The sequence below is a fragment of the Colwellia sp. RSH04 genome (assembly GCF_003545765.1).
GTDB lineage: Bacteria > Pseudomonadota > Gammaproteobacteria > Enterobacterales > Alteromonadaceae > Colwellia.
The window spans coordinates 133,030-150,449 of sequence record NZ_QXIO01000004.1; the positions used below are offsets into that span (position 1 = coordinate 133,030).

A 17,420-nucleotide genomic window follows, 5' to 3' on the forward strand; every position below is an offset into this window, starting at 1 on the left:
CTGCCGAAAATTTATCAGGCTAATTTTCTAGTATTTTTTTACATATCTTTGATATGTTTTCCTCGTTGTTGGTATACCACAAAGGAGGTAGCATTGTTTCTATCTACAAGTAAATTAAAAGCATTACGTACCGAAAATGGTTGGCCACAAGAAGTACTTGCAAAAGCCTCAGGATTATCAGTTAAAATCACTTAATGTATAGGAGCTGACGGCAAAGCTTCTGCTGAATGGACTTTAGCAATAGCTTCTGTTTATAAAAACTTCATTGGCATCCAAAATTAGTAATATGTTCAATTATTTCCCATAGATTTCATTAGTTATTAAAATCGGTGTTATATTTAAAAGTAATGTTTCACACAAATTATCATTTGTAATCAACCGACAATATGCTGTTTTTAACTTGTAATAATAAGAAAATACCTGCTCAGAAGCTCATTCCATTAGCCTCAGGAGTAATTGTTGCTGGCATATTATTAGTTTTCCTTTTCCTATTTAGCACTAAAGTTGGGGCGCAGAAAACTGCACAAGAAATAGAATTAAGCGAATTTAAAGCAGGAACTGTTGGAACGTATATTCAATATTTTCAGGAATCAGATAAAAAACTTTCATTATCACAAGCCATTTCAATCTTTTCTCAAGGGAAAACTAAACAAGGTAATAGCAATTCAATTTCATTAGGTATTGGGGTAAAGCCTGTTTGGATGAAGTTTAGCGTTTCAAACCATCACGAAGTTCAATCAGCTTATCGGCTCTCAATTGAAACGCCATGGCTTGATTACATAGATACTTGGTTAGTTGAAGACAACCAAGTGAGTCGTCATATTGTTGGGGGTGATGGCATCCCTTTTGAGCAACGACCTATGCCATATCGTTTTTACGCCTTTGAGCATCAGTTTTCTGCTGGCATCACTGATATTTATATTCGTATTCAAAGTGAAGGCCCTCTTGCAGTTCCGATTCATTTTAGTAGCAAAGAGCAAGCAACCAAGCGCGATATTTCGTCTGCATACGAATATGGAATTCTATATGGCATTATATTTGCGCTAGCACTCTATAACTTAGTGTTATTCATCTTCATAAGACAAAAAGAATATGGCTTATATAGCTTGTATTTGTTTGGCTTTGCTTTAAATAGCTTATCGTACACAGGACAACTCCATACATTAATTACTGTTGATATTGGCCCCTTATTTCAAGATTGGTTAGATATCTTTTTAATGATTACCTACAGCATTGCGGGCTTACACTTTGCACGTACATTACTTGATACTAAAAGTGACTCCCCAGCATTAGATAAACTGGTAATAAAAATTACCACTATACTTCCTTTTGCCATGTTAATTGGCCTGTTGCTCCAACAACTTTTATTCTCCATGGCAATCGCCTTTTTATTGAACACAGGGTTTGTCACACTCTTTATTGCTATGGGTATTTGTGCGCTTAAAGAAAACAGGCCTTTTGCTAAGATATTCTTATTATCTTCTGTTACCGCAGCTGTTTGTATTACCATATCGACATTAGCGGTCGCTGGATTTTTATTCCCTATAACGACTTCACCTTTAAAGCGATTGAAATAGGCATGACATTTGAAGCTTTTGTGTTGGCGGCTATTTTAGCCAAACAATTTCGTATGGCTAAAATGGATAAACTCATCGCTGAAAGTTATGCCCGCACCGATGCACTCACCAATATAAATAATCGTCGCGGCTTTCAAGAAGCCACTGTTCCTATTTGGCATAGTATTGCGCGAATAGGTCGCGATGCATCAATCGTTTTAATTGATTTAGATAGCTTCAAAAGAATTAACGATCAAAATGGTCACGATGCAGGTGATATTATTTTAAAGAACGTAGCCAATTGCATTGCTCAAACCATAAGAAAAGCAGATATTGCCGCAAGATGGGGAGGTGAAGAATTCATTATATTTTTACCTGAAACATCTCGAGAACAAGCAGCAATACAAGCTGAACGCGTACGAAAAGCAATTGAAGCACTGCGTTCTGATATTGGTAATACTCATTTAAGCGTAACCGCAAGCTTTGGTGTTGCTGGTAGTCTAGATAATCAATTTAACGATGAAAAGCTATCAGACAACTCTTTCGAGCTAATGATAAAGTCAGCAGATGAAGCGCTTTATCTTGCTAAAAACAATGGTAAAAATAGAATTATGGTTAATGAAGCTGATGGCCAACTAACACAGCACTTTCCTGTTACAGACTCTGCGGTATAGTGACTGAACATAAATGCAATAAAACTAAAGCTTTTTATAGCGTTATTCACGCAATTTAACGGAAAACCCACCCGTATGTACTACACTTGAAATATTCACAATCAACTAACAATTCAATGAAGCTTAAAAACAAAATTCTCATTGTGCTGATTCTTTGTGGCTTTCTCCCTTTAGCCATTTCGTTTATTTTCGCTATTTGGCAAAGCTCAAACACAACCGATGAAGTTGTTTTAGACAACGTAAAAACCAATTTACGCATTTCTACTGAGCATCTAGATGGCTTTTTTAAAGCAAGACTTGCTGAGGTTGAGTTATTAGCTATTCAACCTGCAGTAAAAAGTATGAATTTTTTCGAAATGAGACCGCTGCTGTTAGATGCATTAGCGATTAAAAAATCATATTACGAAAAATTTATTATTGGTCGCAAAAATGGCACATTCCATAATACATCGGGTGGTAACCCCCATGTCATGATGTTAAGAACTACCGATGATACTTCACCAGAAGCCCAGCCTAAAAACATACGTAGTAGAGATTACTGGCAAAAGACCGTTCTGCACAATGATAAAAACGAGCGAATAACTTATGTCTCTAATCCTATGATTTCATTTACTACTGGCGTCAAGCAGGTGGTAGTCGCCTCCAGCATTATTGATGAGAACGCCAATGCATCAGGCTTAATTGGCGGGTCATTGCCATGGCAAAATATCAACCATGTTATGAATAACTTGCAAGAAAAACTTTCCGATGATTTTTCAGGTTTAGCTAAGCTTGCGTTAATCAGTAAAGACGGAACTTACTGGTATCACTGGCAAGCAAAACATATTATTCATTTAGCAAAAAATGATGATAATCAGATTATTATTAACGCTGATGGTGAAAAATCGACAAAAAGCACAACATTAATGCAGTTAATGCCAGAACATGCTAATAATATTATGGCAGCGACCAGTCATGGTGATATGTACTATTTTATTAGAAAAGAAAATAAAGAGACATTCCATCACCTTTTTTATTCAATTCCCTCAACGGGCTATGTTCTCCAATTAACCGTCAGTGACCAAATTCTTGCAGCACGTACCCACCAATTAAGCTATTTTCTAACGGTCGCTTTTGTGCTTTCTGCTGCAATAGCATTTCTCTGGTTAATGTATTTTTCTAATAAAACCATTCAGCCATTACAGCGATTTACCCAAAGTATTCGACATTTAGATAAGAACGCACTGAAAGAAATCCCTCACAATAGCACCACGTTAGAATTTAAACAGTTATTCAATGAGTTCAACAACTTACTCATCACTGTCGCTAAAAATAAAAAAATATTGTTTAACAGTGAGCAACGCTTTGCACTGGCGATGAAAGGGGCTAATGATGGCTTATGGGATTGGGATATTGTTAACGATTCTATATTCTTTTCAGCTCGCTGGCTTGATATGTTAGGTTATAGTGAGCATGAACTTCCTACCAAAATACGCACATTAGAATCTCTAATTTATCAAGAAGATAGAGCCAAAGTAAAATCAATTCTAGCTGATTATTTAGCTGGAAAAACTCCTTATTATAAAACTGAATTTCGTATGATACATAAACAAGGCCATTTGGTTGATATTTTAACCCGTGGCTTTGTGGTACGAGATCCTAAAACGAATGATCCCATACGTATGGTTGGTACAAACCTTGATATTAGTGAACAAAAAGAGCACGAAGAACAACTTAAAAATATTAATATTAATCTAGAAAAGAGGGTATTGAGAAGAACACAAGAACTCGCTAATACGAATAAACAGCTGATTGAGAAAACCGCAGCGGCTGAAGATGCCAATAAAGCTAAAAGCTTATTTTTGGCCAATATGAGTCATGAAATTCGCACCCCAATGAATGGGATTATTGGCTTAACTGAATTAATGCGCAAAACGCCATTAAATGATGAACAAGTGGGCTATGTAGAACAGCTAAAACAATCATCAGATCATTTAATGCACATCCTTAATGACATTTTAGATATATCGAAAATTGAAGCGGGTAAATTAGATATTGAATCAGCCACCTTTGATTTTAAGAAATTTATTTTTGCTGTCATTGATGTTTACCAACACCAGGCAGAGAAAAAATTAATTGCCTTAGATGTTGTTATGGACGATAGCCTGTTTACTTTAGTGAAAGGGGATTCGGTTAGGTGCTCACAAGTACTGGCAAACTTATTATCAAACGCGATAAAATTTACTGAAGCAGGTAGCATTACACTGCACTTAACGCGAAGAAAAGATTCTGATTTTATTGACTTTTCAGTCGTAGATACTGGCATTGGTATTTCTCCTGCTCAACAGCAAAAGTTATTTTCAACGTTTGTACAGGCCGATGACTCAACAACTCGCAATTACGGCGGGTCGGGGTTAGGGTTAGTTATATGCAAAAATTTAATCGAATTAATGGGGGGGAGTATTCATTTAGAAAGTGAAGAAAATAAAGGTACTCAGTTTAAATTTTCTATCCTCTTACCTATTGTTACGATGGAATCATCTGTTACAACTAACGATAATGAATTACCTGCTCAAAGCCAACAATCAACCACAGAGCAGTTAATAACTAAGCTGCGTGATAAAACAGTGCTACTAGTTGAAGATAATCGAATAAACCAAGTCATTGCCAATAAAATGCTAACAGAGTTTGGGATGAAAGTTTCCTTAGCGCAAAATGGTCTTGAAGCAGTTGAACTCGCACAAGAAATGTTATTCGATATCATTCTAATGGATATTCAAATGCCTGTTATGAATGGCTATGAAGCGACATGCAACATCAGAAAGTTACCGCAATATCAAACAATACCTATTATTGCTATCACCGCCAATGCAATGAGCGACGATAAAGAAACAAGTTTACAGGCAGGTATGAATAGCCATATCACAAAACCTATTAACTCTGACAAACTGCTCGTTGAACTCGCCAGTTACTTTACTGATTAACCTGCTGATGATTAGGGTCTGTTGATCTTTCGCGATTAAATTTTGTTCGAGCTAAAAGCGTTTTATTCTCGGCGAGTAGTGTGTAGTTTAGTCATTCTAAGCAAATACTACTCAACAAAGCGTAAAATGCTTTTAGCCGAATCCTTCGGACAGCGTTTGTTGGTTATTTTTACGGCGTTATCGCCTTTTTATGTGGAATAACCCATGACAAAGGCTCTGCCTTGTACAAATATCCAACAAAAAGCTGCAAAAACAACCCCGAAAGATCAACAGCCCCTAGGAAGCTTTAAAGAGATTAACCCTGCTATGGCGATAAAGCCTGAGGAAATCACTAGGCACATAGTTAATCCATACTGTTGATACACCCAACCAGATAACACTGTACCTAATAACCTGCCCATTGCATTTGCCATGTAGTAAAAGCCAACATCTAATGAAACTCCATCAGCATCAGCTAAACTGACAATCAAATAGCTGTGTAAAGAGGAGTTAATCGCAAAAACCACACCAAAACATAACAAGCCAATAACAAGAACAGGTAACGTAAACCAGTTGGCATATATCGCTATCGCAATACATAAAGGTATGAGCACTAAAGCAAACGCCCAAGATGCCGCCATATTCGCTGTAATAGCTCGTTTTTGACTTTGAAGTAAACGTGGCGCAAACGTTTGCACCATACCGTAACCAATAATCCAAAGAGCAATAAAGCTACCCACCCACCAATGATCCCAATGAAATTGTTGAGATAAATAAACAGGTAAAGCGACAACAAACCACACATCTCTTGCAGCAAAAAGAAATAATCGTGCAGCAGACAGGGTATTTATCGCTTTACTTTTGGAGAAAATATCTGAAAATTTAGCTTTGTTTTTCGCTTGGCCTAATTCACCTTGTAACGCAAATAAACTATACAACCAAACTAAACTTAAAATGCTTGCCATAAGTAGCATTGCGCCTTTAAAGCCAACAGTCGTCAGTAATAAGCCACCTAAGAAAAAGCCAATACCCTTTAAGGTGTTTTTAGAACCCGTTAAAATCGCCACCCATTTAAATAAAGTGCTTTCTTCACCCTGCTTAACCAGCATTTTTATCGCGCTTTTGGCACTCATTTTATTTAAATCTTTGGCAATACCCGACAGCGCTTGGGCTATCATAACGTATACTACCGATAACCATTCACTTGGCATAGCCAACATTAATAAGGCCATTACTTGAATACCAAGGCCAATATTCATGGTGCGATTTAAACCTATTCGAGCACCTAGCCAACCTCCAATAAGGTTAGTTACTACGCCAAAAAACTCATAAAACAAGAACAACATAGCAATGCTTAGAGGGCTGTATCCAAGTTGATGGAAATACAGCACCACTAACATACGCAAAGCACCGTCAGTTAGCGTAAATGCCCAATAATTACCGGTAACAATTAGGTACTGCTTTACTTCATGAGATAGGTTACTAAATAATGTCATATTAAGTTAAACGCTAGCCAATTGAACGTGCGACTTTTAGCGTTAATTCAGCGGTTCTATTCGCATAGCCCCATTCATTGTCGTACCAAACGTAAAGCTTAACCTGTGTACCGTTAACCACCATAGTTGATAATGCATCAATAATGCTTGATCGCGGGTCCGTTTTATAATCTATCGACACCAACGGTTTTTCTTCATAACCTAATATATCTTTTAATTCACCTTCAGCAGCGTTTTTCATCAGCGCATTAATTTCAACTGCTGTGGTTGGTTTTTCTAGTTCAAAAACACAATCGGTAATTGATGCATTAGCTAAAGGCACGCGCACCGCATGACCGTTTAACTTACCTTTTAGTTCGGGAAAAATATGGGTAATAGCCGTTGCCGAACCTGTCGTGGTCGGTATAAGGCTCATACCACATGCTCGAGCGCGTCGTAAATCTTTGTGGGGTGCATCAAGAATAGTTTGAGTATTGGTAATATCATGAATCGTGGTCATTGAACCGTGCTTAATGCCAATATTTTCTTGCAATACTTTTACAACAGGCGCTAAGCAATTAGTAGTACAAGAAGCCGCCGTTACAATATTATGCAGCTCAGCTTGGTATAATTCATCATTAACGCCCATAACAATATTAAGCACGCCTTCTTCTTTTACCGGCGCTGTAACAACTACCTTTTTAACGCCTTGCGCTAAATACTGTTGCAAGATAACTTTTTGCTTCATTTTGCCTGAGGCTTCAATTACAACATCACAAGCTGACCAGTCAGAATCGGCAATATCGGTGTTTTGTGTCACCTTAATCGTTTGATCATTGATAATAATATTATTTTCATCATGGTTTACATCATGAGCCCATATACCATGCACTGAATCGTACTTAAGTAAGTGGGCTAATGTTTCTGCATTACCTGCAGGATCATTGATGTGTACAAACTCTATATCTTGCGAAGCAAAAGCAGCACGAAGTGTTAAACGCCCCATACGGCCAAAGCCATTTATTCCTACTTTAATTGTCATTTTTCTGCCTTTAAATTATTAATTTATCAATGATGTGTGCTTTTATTAATTGCTTTCAGTTTGGTTAAACCAATGTTGTGTTTTATTAGCAAATGCCACTAGCGATAACATAACCGGTACTTCAACCAACACACCAACTACAGTTGCTAATGCTGCCCCTGAGTGTAAACCAAATAGTGAAATTGCTACTGCCACAGCCAGTTCAAAGAAATTAGACGTACCAATTAAACAAGCGGGCGCAGCAATATTAAATTTAAGTTTTAGCTTTAATGCCGCGAAGTAACTCATAAAGAAAATACCATAAGTTTGAATCATTAACGGTATCGCTATTAAGACAATATTTTTAGGTTCATCTAAAATAGTATTCGCTTGAAAAGCAAAGAGTAGTATTACTGTTGCAAGTAGCCCGACAACAGAGAAAGGTTTCAATTTCGCTAAAAACTCGCTAATAGCTAATTCATTTTTTGCCGATTTATTTAGTACATTGCGTGTCAAAGCGCCTGCAATTAGCGGTAAAACAACATATAAAACTACCGATAAGAACAGCGTGTTCCAAGGCACATGAATATTTGTAACGCCTAGCAATAACCCTGCAATAGGTGCGAAAGCAAAAATCATAATCACGTCATTCACCGATACTTGCACTAAGGTATAATTTGCATCACCTTTAGTTAACTGCGACCAAACAAATACCATGGCTGTACAAGGTGCAACACCAAGTAATATCATCCCTGCTATATATTCTTGCGCTGTTTCTAAAGAGACCAAACCCGCAAAGAGTCCTTCAAAAAACAACCAGCCGAGCAATGCCATAGAAAACGGTTTTATTAGCCAGTTCACTACTAAGGTCAACGCTAACCCTTTTGGATTTTTACCGACTTCTTTAAGCGACGAAAAATCGATTTGTACCATCATTGGGAAAATCATCACCCAAATGAATACCGCAACAACAATATTGACATGAGCAAACTCTAAAGAGGCAATGTACATGAATGCTTCAGGAAACAAACTCCCTAAAAGCACACCACCAATAATACAAAGCCCAACCCAAACAGATAAGTAACGTTCAAATATTCCCATGCTTAACCTTTTTCCTTACAACCTTTGCTTTATTACTGACATATACGAGCAACGCGATTTGGACGCTCACCCATCTCGTTTAGCCGTGTTAACTCTTTCTCAACAAAAATAGGGTCATTAACCACTGTTGAGGTAATAATATTCTTCATCCACGTTGGTAACGTCGGGTTTAAAAAGTAATAAACCCATTGCTGTTTTTTTCTTACGGCAAGCAAGCCTGTTTTTCTTAATTGCGCTAAATGACGAGAGACTTTGGGCTGGCTTTCTTCAGCCAATGCGGCCATTAACTCACAAACACACAACTCTTTTTCAACAGAAATTAGTAATAGTGTTTTTAAGCGAATATCGTCTGCCAATGCTTTATAAAAAAGAGTAGGCGTTAAGCTAGTAGGTAAATATTGCTGATGTTCATTTAGGAAATGCTTAATCGATTCATTGATTTCATGGAGTGTTTTTTCAAATGGGTTTATCTCATTTCTTGTTCGAGGCTCGGCAAAGTTCCACGCTAAACAGTTGCTTCCCTGAATACGCTTTTCACATTCAAGTGCCGCTTCATCACATAAAGTAATAACAAAATCAAAATGTTGCCCAATGTAATCATCAACATTTTGGCAAACTAAGCCGCTTACTGATAAGCCAAAATGCTCAATCGCCTTAAGCGTATTTTCATCAATGCCTTTAGGGTGAGATCCAGCACTATGTACTTCAATGCTTCCCTGACTATGATGGCGCAATAAAGCTTCTGCCATAATTGAGCGAGCAGAATTTTCGGTGCATAAAAAAAGAACTTTCATTCAACAGAGCCTCAGCTATTTATGAATGCAATTGTATATAACAATTTTGTTATATACAACATCAGAAAAATTCTAAAATACATATTAGTAGGCAAAGGAGAGGTTTACTGTAGGCCTGTCATGATTTCAAATAGTGTTCGAGACATGTTTATGTGCATGTGCTAGCACAACAAAGGAATGCAGAATAAAAACTTATATACGGTTTATGACGTGAGCATGTTAAAACTCACGTCATGTAAATACATAATTTAATTACTCTTCTTTCTCAAATAGTTCCATTAGCCCTAATAGCGCGGCAAAAAGCACAGCTCCTACAGGCCAAACTATCCAGGTAACGCCCCAGTTCATCGTCCATAAGCTCCAGCCAAGAAATATTGCTGTTAATAGTGGCCAGTAAAAAGCGGCAAGTTTTTCAGCTCTTTTTGCACGTTTACTTTTTTCATTATCACTTTGGTCGGTAATAATGTGATTATATGCATCGTATCTCGCTGACACAGGTATTAAAATAAATAACCCTATCGCTATTAAAAGCATCAGTACGACTAGCATCATCATTACCATGTCAGATCCTCCTGAAAAAACACTAACAAGCATTAAAGGAACAAAACTAATAATAAATAAGAAAATACTCACTGAGAGTTTCAGGTTATAGCTTGCTCTGAATTTCTGTAATTTTTCGGTAAAAACACTATGAACGCCATATGCCAACTCGAAAGGTTCATTATCTATCGAGCTAATATCATGTTCATATTGATTGGTTCTGATAAAAAAGCTCACTGCCCAACAAACCAAAACTAATATGCCGACAACACCCATTGCAGCAGCAAAATCGTCGGTAATACCCATGCGATTAGTTTCCGCCATCGCCAAAAAGAAAAAGAGTGGAATAACTGAACAAACACAAAGCATTACGCCCTTCGTAACTAAGTTAGCTATCTCCATTTTGCTGTCAACGTACTTTAGCGCTTGCTCTAAAGTAATTTGCATTGCACTTGGTGCTTTGTTTTCCAGCACTGTGTCTGAAATTTCGTATTCATCTTTTAGTAGAAAGTCTGTCGAAACATCAAAAATTTCTGCAAGTTTAATAATTTTATTTAAATCGGGAATACTGTTAGTACTTTCCCATTTCGATACAGACTGCCTTGAAATATTCATTTTTTCAGCTAATTCTTCTTGCGACCAACCACACTGTTTTCTTAATTGGATAATTTTTTCTGCTAATATCATAGTGTTCTCTTTTTCATTCAATGTTGAGCGTTTAGCATAGAAAAACAGCTAGTTGCAAACCAGCAAGCCCAGTTGTTAATTTGTCAACCAGCGGTTGCGATTTGAATTTTATTAGTGAATTTAACGGTTTATTTAAGTGCGGGCAAGTAAGGCCAGATAAAAACATGATGCGATCGATTAATTTAAAAAACCACAGAAATGTAATTTATCACTAAAAGTTATGGATGAAATTAGCACGTTATAATAAAAGGACACTAGGTGGATAACCGTTCAGATAAATAATCAATTAATATTCTAATTCTTCGAGACAAGTTTCGATTTAGCGGATATAAAGCTGAAATAGCAGTGGTTGGTTGATAGTAATCACTGAGTAATAAGTGTAACCGCCCCTCTTTAATACATTTTTCAAATAAAAAGCTCGGCCCAAAACCTATTCCTAACCCATTAAGCATACCATCAACAATTAATCCTCCGTCATTACTTGTTAAACTCCCTTTTGCTTTTACAGTAATTAACTCACCGCTAGGAGAGCGAAAAGGCCAGCCTTTGTTTAACTTTGAATCACCATAAATTAAACAGTTATGTTCCATTAAATCTGCTGGTTGTGAAGGTAGACCATGTTTTTTTATATACTCAGGAGAAGCCACAACCTGAAATGTACAGTCTGCTAATCGACGAGATATTAAGCTTGAGTCTTCCAGCTGCCCAACTCTTATCGCAATATCTATGCCCTCTTCAATTAAATCTACTATACGGCCACTCGCGATAACTTCGAACTCTATTTCGGGGTATTGCAGTTGAAACTCTATTAGCAATTGCCCAAAGCCTGAAATGATAAGGCTTTGAGGTATTGTTATACGAATTTTTCCTCTTGGTGATCCTTGACTGTCGATAACTTCAGCACGGGCATTTTCAGCTTCCGCCATAATAATCTTACAGTGTTTATAGAATTGACTTCCTTCATCAGACAAACTCAATTTACGCGTAGTGCGATAAAGTAAACGCGCTCCTAAATCGTCCTCCAGCATAGAAATTTGTTTACTAATAAACGATTTGGAAAGCCCAAGCTTATCTGCTGCTGCCGTAAAACTTCCAGCATCAACAACAACCGAGAAGGTTTCCATCAGCGTTAAAATATTCACATTAGCACCTGTGAGTGAACAATAAGTTGACAACTAGCATATATATCAACACCTAAAAATACAATAAGCTACATCTTAATGATTACACAAGGCAGTAATAGCCAGTAATAAATGTGAAAAGGTGAAATATGAATACTAAAAATATGCAAGAACAAGGTTATGGCTTATTCGCTAAATTTTTGCACTGGGGAATGGCAATAATGGTCATTGTACTAATAGCAGTGGGCACTTACATGGCAGGATTAGATAAAACAGATCCAAGCAAGATGCAACTCGCAGGCATGCATAAATCTTTTGGGGTTATCTTCATGCTATTTGCAATGGTACGTGTGATATGGAGTCGGGTTAATCAGTCACCAAAACTACCAAATGTCTTGGCAACTTGGGAAAAGTTATTATCAAAAACAGTTACAGGCTCGTTATATCTTTTAATGTTGGCAATCCCTTTTACTGGCTACGCCATGACAAATTTATTTGGCTACCCTGTTAGTTTATTTGGCTTAGTAGAATTACCTACTATGTTTGCTAAAAAACCAGAATTAGCACTTTTGGCTAAACAAGCTCATGTCATAGTAGTGTACACACTTATCGCTGCCTTATTTGCCCATATTGCAGGAGCATTAAAGCATCGTTTGCTAGATGAACCTGAGGCTGATGTTCTACCACGTATGCTGCCAATAAAGCCGCGTAAATAGAATCACACAATAGAGCAAAGCTAACCTTTGGCCTTCGATTACAGCAAATGGTTTGATAAAGAGACATCTGCAGAAGTATCAGATTATTACTTAAGAATGCAACATCGAAAAAGTTATGCACTTGCTCAAATTCAAAATGAGTGGTGGGACAAATAATTTTTGATAGCGCTTAACAAGTATACAACTCACTTAATACCAAAAATAAAAGGATCGCCTATGACTAAGTTTACAACCGACGAATAACATATTTTTAGATTTGAATTCCATCATTTATATTAAAAATTAACCTGAGAGATTTACTATGATAAAAAAATTATTAACTTGTTCAATAATACTACTTTGTTTCTTTTCTGTTTCTAAAGTGAATGCTGAAGAAATAAATATGAGAAATACTTATGCCGTTTCATGGATCATCGATACAAACGATTCCGAACTTTTCAACGATACAATAAACCTACAAGGAGCCAAGCTGCTTGAGTTATGGACAGGCGGTATAGTAGAAAATGTCTACCTTGACACTAAAAAGTCGCATCAGGTTGTGCACAAAGGCGATGTAGCGAGAGTTATGTTTTTTCTTAAAGCGCAAACAGATAAAGAAGCTAAAAAGATACTAGATGAGATGCCTCTAGTAAAAAATAAAGTGGCAAAATACACCTTAAACTCTGTTGGTATCTTATGGTTAAAACAGTATTAATGCTTGAATAATAATAGTTTAAAAAAGTCTCTTTCTTGAGAGAGTAAGCCGTAAGAAAGAGACTTTCTATTATGTCCACCGAAAATTATTCTGCTCAAATTCCATATGACACAATTACTTCAACCAACTACATTTGAATCTAAACAATAATCAACACTTATAAAGAAGAATATCTACACATGTGGATCGTCACCAATCTCGAGAATTATTGAGCAGGGTTTTCTAGGATGTAGCTAGATTGTGATAAATCAATTGAAATTTTTATGTCAAATGTCGTGAGAAAATTATAAAAAACATCACAAAAAATAAGAAATTTAAAAATCCAAAGCAATGTCTTGAATGATTACTTAGTGCCAATAACGGACTGTTAAAACTTCTTACATCTAATACATTTATCAATTAGTTAATTTAATATAGTCTCGAACATTAACAGACCAATTACATAGAGGTAACGGCAATTGTACTTAAAATATTTAATCAGTTTATCCTTTAGTTTTTTCACCCTAGCGAACTGTACAAATGCACTAGCCAACACATATAAAGCCAATTTGTCAAAATCAAAATCCTATCAATATTTGGTAAAAGAGCTTTCAGATGAGTTAAATCAATTACACAATAAAAATAACTTTGACGGTACAATAATACTTTTATCCAGAGATCAGGAAATATTTAGTCACTCTTATGGCTTTGCAAATAGGGCCTCTAAGATAAAAAACACTGAAGATACGGTATCGGATATTGGTTCTATAGCAAAAACATTCACTGCCGGCGCTATATTAAAGTTAGTTTCAGAGGGTAAATTGACACTCGAAACTAAGTTAGCTGACATTTTCCCTGATTCCCCCAGCGACAAAAAAGCATTAACTATAAAAAGCCTACTTTCCCATAGTTCAGGAATTGATAACTTTCACAATCAAACAGATTTTGACGTTATGAGCAAAGCAGAAGCTATTGATAAAATCTTTGATCTTTCAATGATAGGAAAGCAAGGGAAGACAGTTAAATACTCCAATGCTGCATATACTCTTTTGGCTGCAATTGTTGAAAAAATAGCTAATATGAACTTCCAAACCTATGTTCACAAAAACCTTATTAAACCACTAAAGTTAAACAACACAGGCTTCTATAGTGATAAAAAAATTAACTATTCTAATATTGCCAAAGGTTACGGCGGCTCTGATAATGGTCAGACAACATTTGAAAAAGGTCTGACTTGGGCATTAGTTGGTCAAGGTGGAATGGTTTCTTCAGCGAATGATTTAGCAATTTGGTTTACCGCAATATTGAATGGAAATTTACCCTTAAATAAACCTGAAAATTTGATGCTTCAGCAAGCAAATAAAAAGTGGATGCTTGGTAATATTAGACACTTTTCATCTTGGGGAACTTTAAGTTATTACGCGGGAGGCAGTACCGACTTTGGTTATACAGCTCTTGCACAATATTTACCTGATTTAGATATCTCTATAATAATATTACTAAACAGCTATCTTGATAAATATGAAAATAGAAGCCATCAAAAGCTCTCTAAGGAACATATCTTTCCTATACTTCTGAATAAAAAGTCATAGCAAAAATATCTGCTTATCGCTCTTAAGAGACATTACTTATGTCTACTTTTAACGTCAGCTTTCGTATCTTTGCTGACCTTATTGGATCATTAACGACTTACAAAAATAAACTAAGGTGTAACTTAAAGGTTAAATTATCTCATTATGTGACACATTTCTTATTATTTGTGACGATCCACACACTATCTATTTTTAGCTATTGATTCAGATCAATAAAAATAGAGTAACTACTTTAAAAAGCTTTACAAATGTAGAGTTCTTACTCTATACTCGTTTTGTTCTTAAGCGAACACTTATTGTAATAATTTTTTATATTCTAGCTTCCCCATAGCTAATACGCCGATATCCTTCTTTTTATTAAAGATAATGTTATCGGCTTTTTTATGCCTAAAATCCCTCTTCGTTTAAGTTACTCTGAATTTTTTTGAGTTAGCCATGCTACCGATTGCTCAAAATATATAGCCAATACTATGAAATTACATATTGGTGATTTTCTTGCTTGGGCTGTTCGTGTACTGTGGTTAGTATTACGTTTATTGCCCTGTTTCTTTGTTATTTCAGGTATGCAGTTAAATAGGCTACAGGCAATTACGGGTAACGCGAGTTTAACAACTATTCGAGAGCTAAAAACATGAATCACAATAACGCCGAACGCAACGCTTTAGTCGTTACCGCCCTATTAAATATGGTCATGGCAATTAGTGGATGGTTAGCTTTTTATTACACCAATTCACAAGCTATTTTATTAGACGGCAATTATTCATTTATTGCTTTTATCGTTACCTTAGTTGCCATACGCATCGCGGCGATAAAAGCTAAGCGAACTAAAGTGTTTCCTTACGGCCAATATGTCTATGAAGCACTGTTCTCGTTATCAAAAGGTATTATGATAATAGGGGTATTACTTACTGCGCTCATAACTAACCTTTCAGCAATACTTCATTATTTACAAGGTGACCCTTTAATACCATTAAACACAGACGTCGTTTTAGTGTATACCGTTGTTATGGTGTTACTTTGTGCATTTTTAGGCTTTTATTGTCATAAGCAAAATAAAAAAATTAACTTTGCAAGCGCCATATTACGCGCAGAATATACAGGCGCAAAAATAGATGGTGCTATGTCACTCGCGTTAGGTGTTGCGCTATATGCGATTGGCTTTACTGCTATTGAGGGTGGTTTTGGCTTTTTACATTATATTGGCGATGCTATCATTGTTAGTATATTAGCGATATTACTCAGCAAAGAACCCTTTCTCTTGGTGCGTGATTCCTTTGTAGAATTAGCAGGAGGAACACTACAGAACCAAGAAGAAAAACGCCAAATAGAAGAGGTATTATCTTCGCATTTCAAACAAAGTGACTTACTAAAAGATAGCTTTATTTCAAAAACAGGGAGTAGTTATTTAGTGGCTGTTTATATTCAAAGCCAATACTTAGAGAGTATAAAGGCGAGTGAAATAACCGCGATGCAAACGCAAATAAAATCTGCATTAAGTGAACGCTACCCTAATATTACATTAGAAATTATTTTAGCTTAGGGCGTGAATACTAAAGCCGCTAGTGCAAAAAAACATTGCCCTTAGGGCTAAGGCTGAATGATTAAACAAAGATCAACACGCCCTAGAATGCTACTCTTCTTCTATGCTTGGCTCAGCCAACGATAGTTCGTCTTCTTGAGTAAACCAATGACAAATAACGTTATTTGCTTGATCAGCCCCTGTTCGTTTTAGTGATGAAAAGGCCTGTACTTTTATATCGGCTTTTAAGGACGCTAAGGCTTTTTTCACTTTTAATACTTCGGAGCTACATTTACCTTGCGATAGCTTATCGGCTTTGGTTAATAAGCAGAGTACGGGTAAATCGCTATCAGCTGCCCATTCAATTAAATCTAAATCGAGATCTTTTAACGGGTGTCTTATATCCATAAGAACAACCAAACCTTTTAAGCTTTCTCGCTTTTCTAAATACTCACCCAACGCTTTTTGCCATTTTTTCTTCATTTCTAATGGCACTTTAGCAAAGCCATAACCAGGTAAATCAACTAAACGTTTGTTCTCTGCAATTTCAAACACGTTGATTAATTGCGTACGTCCAGGGGTTTTACTTGTTCTTGCCAAGCTTTTTTGGTTGGTAAGTGTATTTAGCGCGCTTGATTTCCCAGCATTTGAACGACCCGCAAAAGCCACTTCAATACCTGAGTCTTCAGGCAAACGGCGAATGTCTGGGGCACTGATGGTAAATGTTGCTTTGCTTAGATGAATAGCTGAAGAAGACAAAGGACGTTCTCGATTAAAATTAAAAAATGTATTATAACTTTTTTAAGGCATTTTTCTTATTTTTTCTTCATCAACTGACATTCTCAGTAAAATTATGCCTCTTTTGAGGTATTTTTTTTGCTGCTACTGTTACACATTGACCAGATTAGTGTAAAATGCCGTCAGGTTTGAACTACTTTTTTATCATTTTTTAATTAGATAGCGATATAATTGTCCACACGTTATGTAATTATTGACAAGCAGAGAGCAA

16 protein-coding genes and 1 pseudogene are annotated in these 17,420 nt (G+C 36.3%); 10 read left to right on the forward strand and 7 right to left on the reverse strand.

What is annotated here, in order from left to right; genetic code table 11:
• Positions 1-386 precede the first annotated feature (386 nt).
• The 4 genes and pseudogenes from D1094_RS08340 to D1094_RS18860 all read left to right on the forward strand — a co-directional run bounded on the left by D1094_RS08340 (position 387) and on the right by D1094_RS18860 (position 5,483).
• Positions 387-1,577: a 7TM-DISM domain-containing protein gene (locus D1094_RS08340; protein WP_118959644.1), complete on the forward strand. Its 1,191-nt coding sequence runs from the start codon at positions 387-389 to the stop codon at positions 1,575-1,577.
• 2 nt (positions 1,578-1,579) lie between these two features.
• Positions 1,580-2,230, forward strand: a complete 651-nt coding sequence (locus tag D1094_RS08345; protein ID WP_118959645.1) for a GGDEF domain-containing protein — start codon at positions 1,580-1,582, stop codon at positions 2,228-2,230.
• An 86-nt stretch (positions 2,231-2,316) separates the two neighbouring features.
• Entirely contained in the window at positions 2,317-5,193 is a 2,877-nt protein-coding gene (locus D1094_RS08350) for an ATP-binding protein (RefSeq protein WP_182440132.1), read from the forward strand.
• 78 nt (positions 5,194-5,271) lie between these two features.
• Positions 5,272-5,483 (forward strand): annotated as a pseudogene (locus D1094_RS18860) (hypothetical protein).
• Here D1094_RS18860 and arsJ read toward each other — a convergent pair.
• From arsJ to D1094_RS08385, 6 genes are all read right to left on the reverse strand, one after another.
• Positions 5,460-6,668, reverse strand: coding sequence for an organoarsenical effux MFS transporter ArsJ (gene arsJ / locus D1094_RS08360; protein ID WP_118959647.1), 1,209 nt, complete (start codon positions 6,666-6,668; stop codon positions 5,460-5,462). The pseudogene D1094_RS18860 and the gene arsJ overlap by 24 nt on opposite strands.
• 13 nt (positions 6,669-6,681) lie before the next feature.
• Complete coding sequence (locus D1094_RS08365) at positions 6,682-7,689, reverse strand: ArsJ-associated glyceraldehyde-3-phosphate dehydrogenase (RefSeq protein WP_118959648.1); 1,008 nt, start codon at positions 7,687-7,689, stop codon at positions 6,682-6,684.
• Positions 7,690-7,734: 45 nt separating this feature from the next.
• Positions 7,735-8,769, reverse strand: coding sequence for an ACR3 family arsenite efflux transporter (gene arsB, locus D1094_RS08370; RefSeq protein WP_118959649.1), 1,035 nt, complete (start codon positions 8,767-8,769; stop codon positions 7,735-7,737).
• 32 nt (positions 8,770-8,801) lie between these two features.
• Positions 8,802-9,563 (reverse strand): metalloregulator ArsR/SmtB family transcription factor, encoded by a 762-nt coding sequence (locus D1094_RS08375; RefSeq protein WP_118959650.1) that lies wholly within the window; start codon positions 9,561-9,563, stop codon positions 8,802-8,804.
• Positions 9,564-9,815: 252 nt separating this feature from the next.
• A complete protein-coding gene (locus D1094_RS08380; RefSeq protein ID WP_118959651.1) occupies positions 9,816-10,790 on the reverse strand; it encodes a helix-turn-helix domain-containing protein in 975 nt (324 codons plus the stop codon).
• Between the two features lie 254 nt (positions 10,791-11,044).
• The gene (locus D1094_RS08385) at positions 11,045-11,932 is read right to left on the reverse strand and encodes a LysR family transcriptional regulator (protein ID WP_118959652.1); all 888 of its coding nucleotides are present in this window, start codon (positions 11,930-11,932) and stop codon (positions 11,045-11,047) included.
• Positions 11,933-12,060: 128 nt separating this feature from the next.
• On the opposite strand from D1094_RS08385, the gene D1094_RS08390 reads away from it, so the two are divergent.
• From D1094_RS08390 to D1094_RS08410, 6 genes are all read left to right on the forward strand, one after another.
• Entirely contained in the window at positions 12,061-12,627 is a 567-nt protein-coding gene (locus tag D1094_RS08390; protein ID WP_259337874.1) for a cytochrome b, read from the forward strand.
• Positions 12,628-12,654: 27 nt separating this feature from the next.
• Positions 12,655-12,783, forward strand: a complete 129-nt coding sequence (locus D1094_RS18865; RefSeq protein WP_259337875.1) for a hypothetical protein — start codon at positions 12,655-12,657, stop codon at positions 12,781-12,783.
• A gap of 226 nt (positions 12,784-13,009) precedes the next feature.
• The gene (locus tag D1094_RS08400) at positions 13,010-13,321 is read left to right on the forward strand and encodes a hypothetical protein (protein WP_259337876.1); all 312 of its coding nucleotides are present in this window, start codon (positions 13,010-13,012) and stop codon (positions 13,319-13,321) included.
• Between the two features lie 458 nt (positions 13,322-13,779).
• Positions 13,780-14,892 carry a serine hydrolase gene (locus D1094_RS08405; RefSeq protein WP_118959654.1) on the forward strand — a complete coding sequence of 371 codons (1,113 nt, stop codon included), beginning with the start codon at positions 13,780-13,782 and terminating at the stop codon, positions 14,890-14,892.
• A gap of 470 nt (positions 14,893-15,362) precedes the next feature.
• On the forward strand, positions 15,363-15,527 hold the full coding sequence (locus D1094_RS18615) for a hypothetical protein (RefSeq protein ID WP_182440133.1): 165 nt from the start codon (positions 15,363-15,365) through the stop codon (positions 15,525-15,527).
• Positions 15,524-16,432: a cation transporter gene (locus D1094_RS08410; protein WP_118959655.1), complete on the forward strand. Its 909-nt coding sequence runs from the start codon at positions 15,524-15,526 to the stop codon at positions 16,430-16,432. The genes D1094_RS18615 and D1094_RS08410 overlap by 4 nt, the downstream gene beginning before the upstream one ends.
• 90 nt (positions 16,433-16,522) lie before the next feature.
• On the opposite strand, the gene yihA is transcribed toward D1094_RS08410, so the two are convergent.
• The gene (gene yihA / locus D1094_RS08415; protein WP_118959656.1) at positions 16,523-17,170 is read right to left on the reverse strand and encodes a ribosome biogenesis GTP-binding protein YihA/YsxC; all 648 of its coding nucleotides are present in this window, start codon (positions 17,168-17,170) and stop codon (positions 16,523-16,525) included.
• Positions 17,171-17,420: the final 250 nt, after the last annotated feature.